Origin of the sequence: Brevibacterium sp. NPDC049920 (assembly GCF_040656435.1) — a bacterium.
GTDB classification, from domain to species: domain Bacteria; phylum Actinomycetota; class Actinomycetes; order Actinomycetales; family Brevibacteriaceae; genus Brevibacterium; species Brevibacterium pityocampae.
In genome coordinates, this window is record NZ_JBFAMF010000002.1 from 287,029 (window position 1) to 303,190 (window position 16,162).

The 16,162-nt window shown below is 72.5% G+C and carries 12 protein-coding genes; 3 read left to right on the forward strand and 9 right to left on the reverse strand.

The window, feature by feature from the left end; translation table 11 throughout:
* Positions 1 to 4: 4 nt before the first annotated feature.
* The 9 genes from ftsW to mraZ form a co-directional block, all read right to left on the reverse strand.
* Positions 5 to 1,309: a putative lipid II flippase FtsW gene (ftsW, locus tag AB0I45_RS03120; RefSeq protein ID WP_295687465.1), complete on the reverse strand. Its 1,305-nt coding sequence runs from the start codon at positions 1,307 to 1,309 to the stop codon at positions 5 to 7.
* Positions 1,309 to 2,898, reverse strand: coding sequence for a UDP-N-acetylmuramoyl-L-alanine--D-glutamate ligase (gene murD, locus AB0I45_RS03125; RefSeq protein ID WP_345031229.1), 1,590 nt, complete (start codon positions 2,896 to 2,898; stop codon positions 1,309 to 1,311). The genes ftsW and murD overlap by 1 nt, the downstream gene beginning before the upstream one ends.
* The gene (mraY, locus tag AB0I45_RS03130; protein WP_295690768.1) at positions 2,891 to 3,979 is read right to left on the reverse strand and encodes a phospho-N-acetylmuramoyl-pentapeptide-transferase; all 1,089 of its coding nucleotides are present in this window, start codon (positions 3,977 to 3,979) and stop codon (positions 2,891 to 2,893) included. The genes murD and mraY overlap by 8 nt, the downstream gene beginning before the upstream one ends.
* On the reverse strand, positions 3,976 to 5,427 hold the full coding sequence (murF, locus tag AB0I45_RS03135) for a UDP-N-acetylmuramoyl-tripeptide--D-alanyl-D-alanine ligase (protein WP_360316659.1): 1,452 nt from the start codon (positions 5,425 to 5,427) through the stop codon (positions 3,976 to 3,978). Before murF ends, mraY begins: the two co-directional genes overlap by 4 nt.
* Before the next feature lies 1 nt (position 5,428).
* Entirely contained in the window at positions 5,429 to 6,970 is a 1,542-nt protein-coding gene (locus tag AB0I45_RS03140; RefSeq protein ID WP_345031223.1) for a UDP-N-acetylmuramoyl-L-alanyl-D-glutamate--2,6-diaminopimelate ligase, read from the reverse strand.
* A complete protein-coding gene (locus AB0I45_RS03145) occupies positions 6,970 to 8,847 on the reverse strand; it encodes a penicillin-binding protein 2 (protein WP_345031220.1) in 1,878 nt (625 codons plus the stop codon). The genes AB0I45_RS03140 and AB0I45_RS03145 overlap by 1 nt, the downstream gene beginning before the upstream one ends.
* A gap of 46 nt (positions 8,848 to 8,893) precedes the next feature.
* Positions 8,894 to 9,448: a hypothetical protein gene (locus AB0I45_RS03150; RefSeq protein ID WP_137319960.1), complete on the reverse strand. Its 555-nt coding sequence runs from the start codon at positions 9,446 to 9,448 to the stop codon at positions 8,894 to 8,896.
* Entirely contained in the window at positions 9,445 to 10,416 is a 972-nt protein-coding gene (gene rsmH / locus AB0I45_RS03155) for a 16S rRNA (cytosine(1402)-N(4))-methyltransferase RsmH (protein ID WP_345031316.1), read from the reverse strand. Before rsmH ends, AB0I45_RS03150 begins: the two co-directional genes overlap by 4 nt.
* 169 nt (positions 10,417 to 10,585) lie before the next feature.
* The gene (mraZ, locus tag AB0I45_RS03160; protein WP_137319962.1) at positions 10,586 to 11,017 is read right to left on the reverse strand and encodes a division/cell wall cluster transcriptional repressor MraZ; all 432 of its coding nucleotides are present in this window, start codon (positions 11,015 to 11,017) and stop codon (positions 10,586 to 10,588) included.
* Positions 11,018 to 11,594: 577 nt separating this feature from the next.
* Between mraZ and AB0I45_RS03165 the strand changes: the two genes are divergently transcribed.
* Genes AB0I45_RS03165 through AB0I45_RS03175 form a run of 3 tightly spaced genes read left to right on the forward strand, consistent with a single transcriptional unit; the run spans position 11,595 to position 15,921 of the window.
* Entirely contained in the window at positions 11,595 to 12,563 is a 969-nt protein-coding gene (locus tag AB0I45_RS03165) for a MoxR family ATPase (protein ID WP_137320503.1), read from the forward strand.
* Positions 12,563 to 13,711, forward strand: coding sequence for a DUF58 domain-containing protein (locus tag AB0I45_RS03170; protein ID WP_345031216.1), 1,149 nt, complete (start codon positions 12,563 to 12,565; stop codon positions 13,709 to 13,711). The genes AB0I45_RS03165 and AB0I45_RS03170 overlap by 1 nt, the downstream gene beginning before the upstream one ends.
* Complete coding sequence (locus AB0I45_RS03175) at positions 13,708 to 15,921, forward strand: DUF3488 and transglutaminase-like domain-containing protein (protein WP_345031214.1); 2,214 nt, start codon at positions 13,708 to 13,710, stop codon at positions 15,919 to 15,921. Before AB0I45_RS03170 ends, AB0I45_RS03175 begins: the two co-directional genes overlap by 4 nt.
* Positions 15,922 to 16,162 lie beyond the last annotated feature (241 nt).

Below are 16,162 nucleotides of genomic sequence, written 5' to 3' on the forward strand. Positions count from 1 at the left end.
GTTCTCACTTCTGTCGGGCAGGTCGGCGGGCGAGGACGGCCAGGGAGCTGCGGACGCGGTTCGACTGGGCGCGCATCGCCTCGCGGGCGCCCTCCTCGGCACGGGCGAAGGACAGCACCATGCCGATCGCGATGAGGGTGGCGAGCAGTGCGGAGCCGCCGTAGGACACGAGCGGCAGGGGGACGCCGATGACCGGCAGCACGCCGGCGACGACGCCGATGTTGACGACCGCCTGGCCGACGATCCACATGAATACGGCGGCGGTGGAGGTCTGCACGAAGCGGTCGCGCGAGCGCATGATGATGCGCACGAGGCCGTAGCCGAGCGCGGCGAAGAGGAGGAGCACGACGACGGAGCCGAGCAGTCCGAGCTCCTCGCCGATGATCGCGAAGATGAAGTCGTTGTGCGCCTCGGGCAGCCAGGACCACTTCTCGCGGCTGGCGCCGAGTCCGACCCCGAACCAGCCGCCGGAGGCGAGCGCGTAGAGGCCGTGGTTCGACTGCCAGTGCTGGCCCAGCGGATCCATCTCCGCGGAGTCGGATCCGGTGAGCATCGCGCGCACGCGGGCCATCCGGTTCGCACTCGTCACGACCATGAGGGCGACGACGGCACCGATCATGGCGAGCGCACCGAGGAAGTGCCTCCACGGCACTCCCCCGACGAACAGCGCGCCGAGCGCGAGGCCCATGATGATGAGGCCGGTGCCGAGGTCGCGGCCGTAGAGGATGAAGCCGAGGACGGTCATGAGGACGAGCACCGCGGGCAGCATCTCCTTGAGCGAGCGCAGCCGGTGGGCCTTGTTCGCGAGGAACACGCCGAGCCACAGTGCGAGTGCGGCCTTGACGAACTCGGCGGGCTGGCCCTGGATGCCGCCGATCGACACCCAGCTCGTCGAGCCGTTGACGGTCCGTCCGAGCCCGGGGATGAACGGCAGCACCTGGAGCGCGATGCCGACGATGATCGCGAGCGGGGCGATCATCCGCCAGCCGCGCAGCGGCACGAAGGACAGGCCGAGCATGCAGAGCAGGCCGACGACGGCGAAAGCCGCCTGGCGGCCGACGACGGAGAACGAGGACCCCTCGCCGGCCGCGTACGAGGTGATCGAGGAGGCCGAGAGCACCATGACCAGGCCGATCCCGGTGAGCGCGAGGGTCGCGGCGAGCACGAGGTAGTAGCTCGTCACGGGGAGGTCGTGGATCCGCCGGAGCACGGCGAGCACCCCGGTGTCCCCGCGCAGGAAGTCCTGCGGCCGGGTGCTCCGGGCCTGCGCGGACCCGGTCCGCGGGGCGGTCCTGCCGGGGCTGCTCATCAGGCCCCCGCGGCGCGGCGCACCGCGCGCGCGAACAGCTCGCCGCGGGTGGCGTAGTCGAGGAACTGGTCCATGCTCGCCGCCGCCGGGGCGAGGAGCACGGTGTCGCCGGCCTGCGCGGCGGAGGCGGCGAGGGCGACGGCGCGCTCGGCCACGGCGGTGCCGCGCTCGGCGGGGTCGGTGTCGGCGGGATCGGCGGGGAGGTCGACCTCGAGCACGGGGACCTCGGGGGCGCGGGCGGCGAGCGTGGTGCGCAGCGGCGTGCGGTCGGCGCCGATGAGGACGACGGCGCGCAGGCGGTGGGCGTGGGCGGCGACGAGCGCGTCGTAGTCCGCTCCCTTCGCCAGCCCCCCGGCGATCCACACGATCGGGTCGAAGGCGTGCAGCGCGGCATCGGCGGCATGCGGGTTCGTGGCCTTCGAGTCGTCGATCCAGCGCACGTCCCCGGACTCGGCGACGAGGGCGAGGCGGTGACCGCCGGCGGCGTGGGCGCGCAGACCGTCGCGCACCGCGGCCGGCGGCACCCCGATGGCGCGCGCGAGCGCTGCGGCGGCGAGCGCGTTCGCGATCTGGTGGGGCGGGGCGGGGCGGTCGGGCTGGCCCGAGGCGCGGGCGACGTCGGCGAGGGAGGCGAGCTCCGCGGCCGCGGAGTACCGCTGCGGGATGAAGGCGCGGTCGACGAGCGCGTCCTCCACCACCCCGAGCTCGCCAGGTGCGGGGATGCCGGGGGTGAAGCCGATCGCGCGGGCCCCGGCGATGACCTCGGCGTCCTCGACGAGGGTGCGGGTGGCGGGATCCTCGATGTTGTACACGCAGGCGGTGCGGACGTTGGTGTAGGCGCGCCCCTTGTCCGCGGCGTACGCCTCGGCGCTGCCGTGCCAGTCGAGGTGGTCGGCGGCGATGTTGAGCACCGCGGCGGCGTCGGCGCACATCGAGAACTGCCAGTGGAGCTGGAAGCTCGACAGCTCGATCGCGAGGACCTCCGCCTCCGGGTCGAGCACGGCTTCGAGCAGCGGGGCGCCGATGTTGCCGCAGGCGCGCACGTTCATCCCGGCCGCCCGGAGCATCGCCTCGAGCATCGTCGTCGTCGTGGTCTTGCCGTTCGTGCCGGTGACGACGAGCCAGGGCGCGGCGTTCGCACCGCGCACCCGCCAGGCGAGCTCGACCTCGCCGATGACGGGGATGCCGGCGGTCCGGGCGGCGCGGAGCAGCGGCTGGTCGGGCCGCCAGCCGGGCGAGGTGACGACGAGGTCGGGGGTCCGGCCGCTGCGGGGGCGCGGCAGGTCCTCGACGTGCTCGGGGCCGCGTCGGATGTCGACGTCGAACACCGCGAGGATCGCCTCCTGCTCGCTGCGGTCGCGCACGGTGTCGGCATCGACGACGATGACCTCGGCCCCGCGCTCGGCGAGGTGGACGGCCGCCGGGTACCCGGACACGCCGAGCCCGGTGACGACGACGGTGAGGCCGGCGAGCGAGGACTCCGGCCCGTGGAGGGCGGCGGGGATCGCCGCGGCGTCCGGGTAGTCGAGGGCGACCGCCCCGGGCGGGACGATCGGCGGCAGCTCTGCCGGGGCGGGGGCCTCATGCAAGGTGGGACACCCATTCCGCGTAGAACAGGCCGATCGCGGCCACGACGAAGAGCAGCGCGATGATCCAGAAGCGCACGACGATCGTCACCTCGGCCCAGCCGATGAGCTCGAAGTGGTGCTGGAGCGGGGCCATCCGGAACACCCGCTTGCCGGTGAGCTTGAAGGATGCGACCTGGATGATGACGCTGAGCGTGATGAGGACGAACAGGCCTCCCATGATGATGAGGAGGAGCTCGGTGCGCGACATGATCGCGAGCCCGGCGATCGCGCCGCCGATCGCGAGCGAGCCGGTGTCGCCCATGAAGATCTTCGCCGGGGAGGCGTTCCACCACAGGAATCCGATGCACGCCGCGGCCATCGCCGCGCCCACGATGGTGAGGTCGCGCGGGTCGCGCATGTAGTAGCAGCCGTCGCGGATCTCGCTCATGAGGTGGCAGTTCTGGGTCGACTGCCAGGTGGTGATCATGACGAACCCGGTGAACACGACGCCGGCGGCCCCGGCGGCGAGCCCGTCGAGGCCGTCGGTGAGGTTGACGGCGTTCGACACCGCGGTGACGATGAGGTTCGCCCACAGGATGAAGAGGATGAGGCCGACGATGCTGCCGGCGAAGGCGAGGTCGAGGCCGGTGTCGCGGACGAAGGAGATCGCCGTCGACGCCGGGGTCTGCCCGTACTCGTTGGGGAACTGGAGGGCGAGGACGGCGAAGCTGATGCCGACGAACCCCTGGCCCACGAGCTTGCCGACCGGCTTGAGACCGAGCGAGCGCTGCTTGGAGACCTTGATGTAGTCGTCAAGGAACCCGACCGCGCCGAGCCCGGCGGCGAGCCACAGGACGAGCACGCCCGAGGGCGTCGGCATCGAACCGGTGAGCAGGTGGGAGAGGAAGTAGGAGACGAGCGCGGCGCCGATGATGACGACGCCGCCCATCGTCGGGGTGCCGCGCTTGGTCGCGTGGGTCTCCGGTCCGTCGTCGCGGATGAACTGGCCGTAGCCGCGCTTGACGAGGACCCGGATGAACAGCGGGGTGCCGATGAGCGTGATGAGCAGGCTCAGGCACGCGGCGAGGATGACGGCGATCATTGCTGGCCCGACACTCCGGCGATCTCGTCGCCCAGATAGCGCAGCCCGGCGTCGCGCGAGGACTTGAACAGGACGATGTCGCCGGGCTGGAGCTCGACGTTGAGGAGCTCACGGGCCTCCGCGAGGCTCGACACCCACACCGCCTCGTTGCCCCATGAGCCCTCGAGGTTCGCGGCCTGGTAGATCGGCTTGGCGCCCTCGCCCACGGCGATCGTGCGGTGGATGTTCAGGCGCACGACGAGCCGGCCGATGGCGTCGTGCTCGGCCACGGAGTCCTCCCCGAGCTCGAGCATCTCGCCGAGCACGGCGAAGGTGCGGCGCGGACCGGTGGTGTCGTCGCCGCGGCCCATCGCGGCGAGCGTCTTGAGGCTCGCCCGCATGGAGTCGGGGTTGGCGTTGTAGGCGTCGTTGAGCACGGTGACGCCGCTCGGGGAGTCGATGAGCTCCATCCGCCAGCGGCTCGCCGCGCCCGAGGTGCCCAGGGTGGTGACGATCGAGCGGGCGGGGATGCCGCACAGGTGGGCGACGGCGGCCGCGGCGAGGGCGTTGTTGACGTGGTGCTCGCCGAGCAGCGCGAGCTCGACGGCCGCGGGCTCCTCCTCGGGCAGGTGGAGGGTGAAGGAGGTGCGGCCGGAGGCGTGCGTCTCGATGTCGGTGGCGCGCACCGCCGGGGTGCGCTCGGCGTTGCCGGCGGCGCTGAACCACAGCACGCCGACGCCGGGGTCGAGCACCTCGGTCATCGCCGCGACCCGCCGGTCGTCGGCGTTGAGCACGGCCCGGCCGCCGGAGATCAGCGATTCGACGAGCTCGGACTTGGCCCGGGCCGTGTTCTCGATCGACCCGAACACGCCGCCGTGGGCGGTGCCGACGTTGAGCTCGACGGCGATGTCGGGGCGCACGAGCGAGGTGAGGTACTCGAGGTTGCCGATCGACCGGGCTCCCATCTCGAGGACGAGGAAGCGGGTCGACTCGTCGGCGCGGATCGCGGTGAGGGGCACCCCGACCTCGTTGTTGTACGAGTTCGGCGGCCACACGGTCTCGGCGTGCCCGGCGAGCAGGTCGGCGGTGAGGTCCTTGACCGTCGTCTTCCCGGCCGAGCCGGTGATCGCGATGACGGTGAGCTCGCCCGCGGCGCGCAGCGCCTCGACGTTGAGCTGGGCGAGCCGGCCGAGCGCGGCGGTGGCGTCGGCGACATGGAGCGTCGGCAGGTGCTCGCCGTCGACGGTCGGCACCGCCTCGGCGATGATGAGCGCGGCGCCCGCCTCGAGGGCGGCCGGTGCGTAGTCGAGGCCGTCGGCGGTCTCCCCGCGCCGGGCCACGTAGATGTCCCCCGGGGAGACCTCGCGGGAGTCGGTGACGACTCCTCCGCTGAGCTCCTGCTCGGGGGAGATTCCGTAGAGTTCGCCTTTGAGGGCTGTGGCCACCTCATGGACTGAGAATCGCTTCATATCACTTCCGAACTCTACCGGTTCCGATGTCGCCGCCCCGTGATGCGAGTGCGGCGCGTGTCTGCTCACGATCGTCGAAGTCGTGGACGACCCCGGCGATCTCCTGTCCCGTCTCGTGCCCCTTGCCCGCGATGAGCAGGGTGCCGCCGGGTCCGGCGGCGTCGATGCCCGCGGCGATCGCGTCCGCGCGCGGTCCGATCTCCGCGACCGCATCCTCAGCGACCCGCGCGGTGCCGGCGGACCGGGCCTCCGCGACGCCTGCGAGCACGGCGGCGCGGATCGCCGCGGGGTCCTCGCTGCGCGGGTTGTCGTCGGTGACGATGACGACATCGGCCTCCTGCGCGGCGGCCCGGCCCATCGCCGCGCGCTTGCCGCGGTCGCGGTCCCCGCCGGCGCCGAGCACGATCGCGAGCCGGCCGGGGCCGTCGTCGAGCCCGGCGAGCACTTGGGCGATCGCGTCGGGGGTGTGGGAGTAGTCGACGATGACGCGCGGGTCCGCGGGGTGCACGACCTCCATCCGGCCGGGCACGGGCGCGGCGAACTCGAGGGCGGGGCCGGCGAGCTCGGCCGCGTCCACCCCGGCGGCGAGCAGCATCGCGAGGGCGAGCGCGGTGTTGAGGACGTTGAAGGCGCCGGGCAGCGGGGAGCGGGTGCGCAGCTCGACCCCGTCCCCGCGCAGCGTGAAGGCGCCCGCGGACTCCTCGGCGACGAGGTAGTCGGGGGCGTCGGACGGGTCGCGGCTGATCGTCGCGACCGGGATCGGGGACTCCGCCGCGAGCCGGCGCGCCCAGTCGTCGGCGAGGACGACGACCCCGGTGTCGGCGAAGCCGGGGGTGAAGAGCTGCGCCTTGGCCCGGAAGTACTCCTCCATCGACCCGTGGAAGTCGAGGTGGTCCTGGGACAGGTTGGTGAATCCGACGACCCGGAAGCGCGCGCCGTCGACCCGGTGCTGGCTCAGCGCGTGGGACGACACCTCCATCGCGCAGGTGTCGACGCCGGCTGCGCGCATGCGGGCGAACAGGGCGTGGAGGTCGGGGGCCTCCGGGGTGGTGCGCACGGCGGACTGGCGCTGCCCGGCGATGAGTGTGGCGACGGTGCCGATGACGCCGGTGGTGCGGCCGAGCGCGGTGAGCAGCCCGTCGAGCATGTACGTCGTCGTCGTCTTGCCGTTCGTGCCGGTGATGCCGAGCAGCTGCGGGTGGGCCGGGTCCGTACCGTGGAGGCGGGCGGCGAGCGCGCCGAGGTGGGCGCGCGGCCGCTCGACGACGAGCACCGTGGCCTCCTCGAGCAGGTCGGCATCCCCCGCCTCGGCCAGCGCGGTGCGGACGAGCTCGAGGCCGTCCGGATCGGTGAGCACCGCGCGCACGCCGCGGGCGAGCACCTCCGGGACGAAGCGGGCGCCGTGGACGTTCGCTCCCGGCAGCGCGGCGTAGAGGTCGCCGGGGGCGACGGCGCGGGAGTCGAGCGAGGCCCCGGTGACGGAGCGCTGCGGGTCGCCGAGGACGCGCACGTCCGGGGACAGGCCGAGGTCGGCGATCTGCATCAGTTCCATTCCTCCGGGGGGAGTTCGGGGTCGGTGGTCGAGGGCGGGACCCGCAGGTGGCGCAGGGTGAATCCGGCGACGTCGGAGAACACGGGTGCCGCAGCCGATCCACCGTAGTAGCCCTTGCGCGGCCGCTGCAAGGTCACCGAGACGGCGATGCGCGGGTCCTCGATCGGGGCGACGCCGACGAACGAGGCGGTGTAGCCGTCGTAGCCGCCGCCGGAGTCCGCGGGCGCCTGCGAGGTGCCGGTCTTGCCGCCCACCCGGTAGCCGGGCACCGCGGCGTTGTCACCGGTGCCGTCGACGACGGTCGCCTCGAGCATGCTGAGCACCTGCGCGGAGGTGTCCTCGGACACCACCCGCGTGCCGGCGCCCTGCGGGACCGGGGTGACCGTGCCGGAGTCGTCGACCATGCCGGACACGAGCTGCAGGGGCATCCGCACTCCCCCGTTGGCGATCGTCGCGAACGCCGAGGTCGTCTGCAGGGCGGTGCCGGACATGCCCTGGCCGAACATCACGGTGTACTTCGTGCGCCCGTCCCATTCCTCGTAGGGGTGGAGGATGCCGCCGGTCGCGCCGGGGAACTCGATGCCCGAGGCCTCGCCGAAGCCGAAGTCGTGCATGTAGTCGTAGCGCTGCTCGAGGGAGAGCTTGTCGCCGGCGAGGATGGTGCCGGTGTTCGAGGAGTTCATGAGGATCCCGGCGAAGGTCAGCTGCTGATCGGGGTGCTCGCTCGAGTCGCGGAACTCCTCGTCGTTGGGCGCCGTCCAGCGATCGGGGACGGTGAACTCGGTGGTCGGGGTGACGAGCCCCTCCTCGATGAGCGCGGCGGCGGTGATCATCTTCGCCGTCGACCCGGGTTCGAACATCCCGGTGAAGATCCGGGACCCGCGGTCCTCGGCGTCGACGGCTCCGGGGTCGTTGGGGTCGACGCTGGGCGCCTCGGCCGCGGCGAGGATCCGGCCGGTGCCGACCTCCTCGATGACGACGGAGGCCCATTCGGCGTCGTGCTCCGCGGCCTGGTCGGCGATCGCCTGCTGCGCGTAGTACTGGATGGTCGGGTCGATGGTGAGCTGGAGCCCGGTGCCGTTGCGGGCGGGCACGAGGTTGGAGTCGCCGAGCGGGATCATGTCCCCGGCCAGGCCGCGCTCGTACTGCTGCTCGCCGTCGCGGCCCTGGAGGGACTCGTCGTACTCGAGCTCGAGGCCGGCGAGCGCCTGGCCGTCGGAACCCGTGAAGCCCATGAGGTTGCCGCCGACCGCGCCGGCCGGGTACGTGCGGATGGAGTACTCCTCCATGCTCACCCCGGGGATGTCGAGCGCGTCGATCTCGTTCCACACCTCGCTCGTCAGCCCCTCGGCGACGGGGTTCCACAGCTTGTCCCCGGCGAGCTCGGGCAGCAGCAGGCCGGGGTCGGTGTCGAGCGGACCGGCCATCGCCTGTGCCGCCCCCCACGCGCCCACGAGCTCGCCCTCGGCATTCTCGTAGCGGGCGATGTTCTGCTGGTCGACGACGACGCGGTAGCGCATCGCGTTGTCCGCGAGCACAGTGCCGTCGGCAGCGGTGATGACCCCGCGGGCGGCCGGCAGCGGCTTGGACACGAGGCGCGAATCGAGCGCCTCCTGCGCGAGCCGCATCGTGTCCATGCCCTGGATCGCGACGAGCCGGCCGGCGAGCAGGAGGAGGGCGGCGAGTGAGGCGACGACGAGCCAGGCCATGCGCCGGCGCGGATCCGGGGGGCCCTGCGGCTTCGACCCGCGGCGGCGGAACAGGCCGGGCCGGCGGGCGGCGCCCGATCTACCGGCGCCCTTCCGCCCAGCGGGCCGGCCGGAGGAGGACTGCGAGGAGCGGCTGCGGGGCGGGGTCACCGTCGGCATCCACCTTCCTCGCTTTCCTCATCGCACTTCTCGGGTCACTCGGGCTTCATCGGGGGCTGCGCTGGCTCGGGGCGGAGATCTCGGACGATCCTCCTCCGACCGCGGGCAGCGTCTCATCCGATCGTAGGTTCGGACGGACGTCTCCGCGGGCATCGGCACGCGGGCCCGGCACGGTTGAGGGATTTCGCAGGGTGTTCCCCGGCACACTGCCCGGGGAGAGCACCTCGCCGTCGGAGAGCCGGATGTACTCCGGGGTGAGGTCGCGGGTCATCCCGAGTTCCTCGGCGGCCGCCGCGATGTTCTGCGGGCTCTCCCGGTAGGAGATGTCCTCGGTCAGCCGGTCGCGCTCCTCGTGGAGGCGGGCCTGCTCGGCGGTGAGCTGCTCGACCCGGTAGGTGCTGTGCGAGATCGTGATGTTGAGGAGGAGCACGCCGAGGATGCCGAGCACGATGATGCCGACGCAGATCACGGAGAACGGCATCCGGCGCCGGGCGACCTGCGGCACGACGAGCCGCAGCCGCGAGATCTCCTCGTCGCGCAGCGGGGTCGCCGCGCGCCTGCGGGCGGGGGCGGTGTGGACGGCCTGGGCGAGTGGACTCATGATGCCGGCTCCCTCGTCTTGCTCACGGCCCGCAGGCGCACGCTCGCCGCACGCGGGTTGGATTCGATCTCCGCGGCGTCGGCCTTCTCCGCGCCGCGAGTGATCTCCCGCAGCCAGGGCTGCAGGTGGTCGGGCACGACGGGCAGCTCCGGGGGCGCCGCCGAGGTCGTCCCGGCCCTGAAGATCCGCTTGACGATGATGTCCTCGAGGGACTGGTAGGACTCGACCACGGCCACTCCCCCGACGTGGAGGGAATCGAGGACCGCCGGCAGCGCGGTCTCGAGGATCGCGAGCTCGCGGTTGACCTCGATGCGCAGCGCCTGGAAGGTCCGCTTGGCCGGGTGCGAGCGCTTCCGCGCGCCCTTGGGCTCGGGGATCACCCGCTGGAGCATCCCGGCGAGCTGCTCCGAGGTGGCCCAGGGCGTGTGCTCCCGGTCGGCGACGATCACCCGGGCGATCCTGCGGGCGTAGCGCTCCTCGCCGTACTCGGCGATGATCCGGGCGAGGTCGGCCTCGGAGTACGTGTTGAGGACGTCGGCTGCGGTGAGCCCGTCGTCCGGATCCATCCGCATGTCGAGCGGGGCCGGGCGGGAGTAGGAGAAGCCGCGCTCGTCCTCGTCGAGCTGGAGGGAGGAGACGCCGAGGTCGAACAGGGCCGCGGAGATCGCATCGAGACCGTGGGAGGCCAGGGCTGCGGGGATGATGTCGTCGGTGCCGTGGACGGGGACGAAGCGGTCCCCGAACGGGGCCAGCCGGGCGCTCGCGATCGCGATCGCCTCGGGGTCGCGGTCGACGCCGAGGAGCACGACGTCGTCGAAGGCTGCGAGCACGCCCTCGCTGTGGCCGCCCATCCCGAGCGTGGCGTCGACGACGACGGGGGTGCGGCCGGCGTCCCGGGCGGCGTCGATGCCGATCCCGAGGAGCTCGACGCAGCGCTGGAGGAGCACGGGGGTGTGACGGTTCTCGATCACGGTCGCCTCCTCTCGGCGTCGGCACGGACACTGCTGCGATCTCTCACTCGATCCAGAACCTCGCCCGCCCGTCGCCCTGGCACCGGGGAAGTGTGACAGGACCCGTGGCTTCGGAACCGGGGAAGTGTCCCGAAACCTGCGGCGGACGAGGATCTCAACCGAGTGCTCAGATCACTCCGGGAATCACCTCGTCGGTGCGCTCGGCGAATCCCTGCTCCGTTTCGGCCAGGTAGCGCTCCCAGGTGGGGGCGTCCCAGATCTCGACACGGTTGCCCATGCCGATGACCGCGAGGTCGCGGTCGAGCGAGGCGTACTGGCGCAGGATCTGCGGAATGGTGATCCGCCCCTGCTTGTCCGGCTGCTCGGCCGAGGCCCCGGAGAGGAACATGCGCAGATAGTCGCGGGCGTCCTTGCTGGTCATGGGCGCCGCTCGCATCTGCTCGTGGACGGACTCGAACTCCCGGGCGGAGAACAGGGTGAGGCAGTGCTCCTGACCCCGGGTCAGCACCAGTCCGTTCGCGAGCTCCTCTCGAAACTTCGCGGGCAGGATGAGTCGGCCCTTGTCATCGAGCCGCTGCAGATGCGTGCCCAAGAACATGCCGTCTCACCCCTTTCGAAACCCGTCGGCTCCGATGCTGCCCACTGTACTCCACTTTCCCCCACGATTCGCCTGAATTTTCCCTGCATGCGCTTATCAAGTCCTGTTTCTCCAGGTCAACCGCGTGGAGGAAAGTGGGGGAAACGTGGTTGGACACTGCGGGAGCGAGGCGCGGCGGCCCAGTCCGGCAGGGCTCGAGGGCCCCGCGAGCCCGGATTCCCGCCCCGATTCCCGGGGCGGTGGGTGGCCGGGGAGTGAAGTGGGGGGGATTCCGTGGAGGGAAGTGGGGAGGGCGGTGGAGCGGGGTGGGGCGGGCGCCTCGGGGGGGGGTGTGGAGGTGGGTGGGGCGAGGGCCCCGGGAAGGGTGTCGATCACCACCCTGCGGGCACCTCGGGAGCGGTGGGGAGGGAAGTGGATCCGGCCCGAGGTGGAGCGCGGCGGCCGGGTGCGCGACAATGGACGAATGAGCTATCCGAGCGAATCCGACCAGCCCACCTCGCGCCGCGCCGCCCGCACGGGCGGCTACCCCCAGGTCGCCGCCCAGCAGCCGGCCGCCGCGGGCGGGGACTCCCGCCTCATGGCGGGCACCGGGGTCGGCTCCCAGTCGACCGATCCCGCCCTGTCGCAGGTCCAGCAGATCGCCGGGCAGGCCCGGCAGGCGATGAACTCCGTGCTCGAGGGCAAGGACCACGCCGTCCGGCTCGCCCTCATCACGCTGCTGGCCGGCGGGCACCTGCTGCTCGAGGACGTCCCCGGCGTGGGCAAGACGCTGCTGGCGAAGTCGCTCGGCCGGGTCGTCGACGGCTCGGTGCGGCGTGTCCAGTTCACTCCCGACCTGCTGCCCTCCGACGTGCTCGGCGTCAACCTGTTCAACCAGGAGTCCCGGCACTTCGAGTTCCGGCCCGGCCCGGTGTTCGCGAACATCGTCATCGCCGACGAGATCAACCGGGCCTCGCCCAAGACGCAGTCGGCGATGCTCGAGTGCATGGCCGAGTCGCAGGCGAGCATCGACGGCACGACTTACCGGATGCCCGACCCGTTCATGGTCGTCGCCACCCAGAACCCCATCGACATGGAGGGCACGTACAGCCTGCCCGAGGCGCAGCGCGACCGCTTCATGGCCCGGATCTCGATCGGCTATCCGAGCGCCCAGGCGGAGATCGACATGCTCGACCACCATGTCGACCACGACCCGCTCGCCGGTCTCGCGGCGGTGACGAGCCTCGAGTCGATCATGCAGGCGCGCGACACCGTGCGCCGGATCACCGCCACGCCGGAGCTGCGGACGTACATCGTGTCGCTCCTCGAGGCCACCCGCCGGGATCCCGGGGTGGCGCTCGGCGCCTCGCCCCGCGGCGGCGTGCAGCTGCTCCGCGCGGCGAAGGCCCTCGCGGTGCTCAGCGGCCGCTCCTTTGTCACCCCGGACGACGTCCAGTCGCTCGCCGTCGACGTGCTCGCCCACCGTGTGATCGCCAAGGACGACGACGACCCGCAGGCGTCGGCGGAGATCGTGTCCCAGGTCGTGTCGCGCACCCCCGTGCACTGATGCGCCTGACCACTGCGGGGATCGTCTTCACCCTGGCCGGCATCACGCTGTGCGTGGCGGCCTACCGGTTCTCCCTGCCCGGTCTGCTGCCGGCGGGGATCCTGCTGCTCGGGCTCGTGCTGCTCAGCGTGGTCCTCGCCTTCTTCTCCGGCGCCCGGCTCGCCGCATCGCTCGACGCGCGCACGCGCCGGGTCGACGGCGTGCCCGTGGCCGAGGTCGGCGCGCCGCTCGATCTGCGTGCGACCCTGACCAACCGGACCCCGCTGTCGCTCGGGGCCTTCGAGGTCGAGTTCGTGCCCCAGGAGGGGTTCGGCGAGACGCGCGGCCTGCGGATCCCGGGCATGGGGCCCGGCGGCACGATCACCATCGACGCCGATTTCGCCCCGGCCCGCCGCGGGATGTCCGGGCTGCAGGCGGTGAAGTCCGTCATCGACGGGCCGTTCGGCCTGTGCAGCGTGACGAAGACGGTGCACCGGGAGTACCCGGTGGCCGTGTCGACCCCGATCCAGCGGGTCGGGCTGCCGGTCTCGGCCGGGATCGCACGGCCGATGAGCGACAGCCCGCAGGTGGTGCGCGGTGACACGAGCCGCGACTTCCACACCCGCGAGTACGTGCCCGGCGACGACCTCCGCCACATCCACTGGGCCTCGACGGCCCGGGTGGGCGAGCTCATGGTCCGGCAGGAGGCCGAGGAGGAGACCCCCTTCGCCGCGGTCGTCCTCGACACCGCGGACCTCGCCGCCGGCGACCACCCGACCGAGGTGCTGATCTCCGGGGCCGCCTCCCTGACGACCGCCTACCTGCGCGCCGGGTACGACGTCCTGCTCTACGCCGAGGGCCGCCGCGAGGTGCTCTCCGGGCGTCGGGGCGAGGACCGGCTGCGGCTCGTCACCGCCCGCTACTCGGCCGGCGGCCGGGCGCTGCCGGGCGAGCTCGGCCGGCTCGGCGCAGTCGTCGCCGCGATCGTCTGCGCCCCCTCCCCCGCCCGCGCCGACGAGATCGCCGCCCACCTGCCGCGCAAGACCTCCGTCCGCCGGCTCACCGCAGACGAGGTCGCGGTCTCCGCAGGGCTCGACTCCGAGCTGTTCAGTCACCGCCTCGCGCTGCCGGAGTCCTGGACGCGCCGCACCCGAAGGAGCCGCCGATGACCGCCGCGCCCGCAGCGGCCCCGACCGCCCCGCGCACCCCGCCGATCCTCCTGCCCGCACTCATCGTGCTGCTGGCGATGACGCTCGCGGCGGTGAGCATGACCGCGGTGTTCTCCGACACCGTGTGGCTCGTCCAGGTCCTCGCGATGGTCGCGGTGGTCCTGCTCACCGGCGCCGTGTTCCGCGCCGTGCCCGCGCTGCGCGCCACCGGCATGACGGTGATCGCGCAGTTCGTCGTCGCCGCGCTCGCCGCCGTCTACCTGTGCGTCCCGGACACGCTCGCCGCCGGCGTGCTGCCGAGCGGCTCCTCGTTCGGCCAGCTGTTCGCCCAGCTCGCCACCGGCATCGACGACATCTACAGCACCACCGCCCCGACGCAGAGCACCCCGGGCTTCCGGACGATCCTCACCGTCGGCTTCGGACTCATCACCATGCTCATCGACGGCCTCGTGTCCGACATCCGGGCGCCCAAGGTCGCCGGCATCCTCCTGCTCCTCGTCTACATCATCCCGGTGCTGCTCGCTCCGCGGGAGCTGAAGTGGTGGCACTTCGCGGTCATCGCCGCCGCCTTCCTCCTCCTCATGCTCTCGAGCTATGTCGGGTCCGTGCACCTGCGCTCCCCGGCGACCGCGATCACCGCCGGCGCCCTGGCGCTCGCGCTCGGCGTCGGCCTGCCGGTGCTCCTGCCCGACATCGCCGTGCGCCCCGATCAGCCGGTCGACGCGCAGGGCGACCTCACGGTGATCAACCCGTTCCTCGACCTCAAGCAGGACCTCAGCACCGACGACGACTCGATGGCGTTCACGTACACCACCGACGACCCGCTCGCCCCGCCGATCCGGCTGACCTCGGTGAGCAATTTCGACGGGACCACGTGGATGCCCGCCGAGTTCGACCTCGACCCCTTCGCCGTCGCGGTCGACGGGATGCCGAGCGCACCCGGCGTGTCCGCCGACACCCGCACCGCCGAGCGACGCACCGACATCAGCATCGTCGACCTCGACCAGCAGCACCTGCCGGCGCCCTACGCTCCGCAGTCCGTCGACGGCGTCTCCCGGCGCTGGATCTACGACGCACAGACCTTGACGATCGTCGGCAACGGCGAGATCACCGCCGGTGCGCAGTACGGCGTCGACTACCTCTCCGTCGAACCCACCGCCGAGGCCCTGCGCGAGGCCCAGCCGGTGTCCGCGACGGAGTTCGAGGACCTGCTCGCGCTGCCGCAGGACACCCCGCAGATCATCGCCGACACCGCCGACCAGGTCACCGCGGGCTCGGAGAACGAGTGGGAGAAGGCCGTCGCGCTCCAGGAGTACTTCCGCTCCGACGCATTCACCTACTCCACCGATGCGCCCGAGGAGGCCTCCGGCGACGTGCTCGCCGACTTCCTCGAGGACAAGCAGGGCTACTGCGTCCAGTTCTCCGGGGCGATGACCGCGATGGCCCGCTCGCTCGGCATCCCGGCGCGGATCGGCGTCGGATTCACCGGCGGCACCCCGGCCGGCGAGGGCGCCTACGAGGTGCGGATCAACCAGGCCCACGCCTGGCCCGAGCTGTGGTTCGAGGGCACCGGCTGGGTGCGCTTCGAACCCACCCCGGGCGGACCGGCCGGCACTCCCCCGCCGTGGACCGAGGCCGGCGGCTCCGACGACACCGAGGAGACCGCCTCGCCGGAACCCACCGAGGAGCCGACGACCGAGGAGCCGGACTCCGGTACCGAGGACGCCGGTGAGCCGACGGCCGAGGCCACCGAGGACACGACCGGCGGCGACGCCGCATCCTCCGGCCCGTCCTGGCCGCTCATCGCGACCCTCGGTGCGCTCGCACTCGTCCTCCTCGCGCTCCCGGCGCTGCTGCGGCTGCTCGCCGCCGGCCGCCGCCTGCGCGAGCCGCTCGACCCCGAGCGGGTGTGGGAGGAGGTCCGGGCACTCGCCCGTGACCACGGGATGCCGCTGTCGCCGGCGATCACGGTGCACGAGCACCTCGAGCGGCTCGGCGAACTCGTCCCGGGTCCCGAACGCGACGGTCTGGCGGAGATCGGCCGGGCCGTCGACGAGTCACGGTACGCCGGGGCCGTGCGCACCGAGCTCGACGGCGCCCGAGTGCGCTCGACGCTCGGTACCCTGCGCGAGGGTCTGCGGAAGCAGGCCGGGACGGCGGCCGGGGTGCGCGCGCGCCTGTGGCCGGCGAGCGTCTTCGGCCTCCGCTGACCCGAGGTCCACGCTCCCGTCGAGCTGTCATTCATGCTCGATCCCTCCGTCGAACTGCCGTTCGTGCTCGATTCCCGGCCCGGATCTCGAGCAGAGGCGACAGCTCGACGGCGTGAGCGAGCAGAAGCGGCAGGTCGACGGGTCTCGGCGCGCTCGAGCACAGGCGGCAGGTCGACGGAGTGGCCAGGCGACCAAGGGCACGACGCGGATCGGCCCCGGACGGGTGTCCGGGGCCGATCAG

Coding starts and splice junctions, on each gene's coding strand:
- AB0I45_RS03175 (WP_345031214.1), top strand. CDS start 13,708: ATGACCGCCGCGCCCGCAGCGGCCCCGACCGCCCCGCGCACCCCGCCG.
- mraY (WP_295690768.1), bottom strand. CDS start 3,979: ATGATCGCCGTCATCCTCGCCGCGTGCCTGAGCCTGCTCATCACGCTC.
- ftsW (WP_295687465.1), bottom strand. CDS start 1,309: ATGAGCAGCCCCGGCAGGACCGCCCCGCGGACCGGGTCCGCGCAGGCC.
- AB0I45_RS03150 (WP_137319960.1), bottom strand. CDS start 9,448: ATGAGTCCACTCGCCCAGGCCGTCCACACCGCCCCCGCCCGCAGGCGC.
- murF (WP_360316659.1), bottom strand. CDS start 5,427: ATGAAGCGATTCTCAGTCCATGAGGTGGCCACAGCCCTCAAAGGCGAA.
- AB0I45_RS03165 (WP_137320503.1), top strand. CDS start 11,595: ATGGCGGGCACCGGGGTCGGCTCCCAGTCGACCGATCCCGCCCTGTCG.
- mraZ (WP_137319962.1), bottom strand. CDS start 11,017: ATGTTCTTGGGCACGCATCTGCAGCGGCTCGATGACAAGGGCCGACTC.
- AB0I45_RS03170 (WP_345031216.1), top strand. CDS start 12,563: ATGCGCCTGACCACTGCGGGGATCGTCTTCACCCTGGCCGGCATCACG.
- AB0I45_RS03145 (WP_345031220.1), bottom strand. CDS start 8,847: ATGCCGACGGTGACCCCGCCCCGCAGCCGCTCCTCGCAGTCCTCCTCC.
- AB0I45_RS03140 (WP_345031223.1), bottom strand. CDS start 6,970: ATGCAGATCGCCGACCTCGGCCTGTCCCCGGACGTGCGCGTCCTCGGC.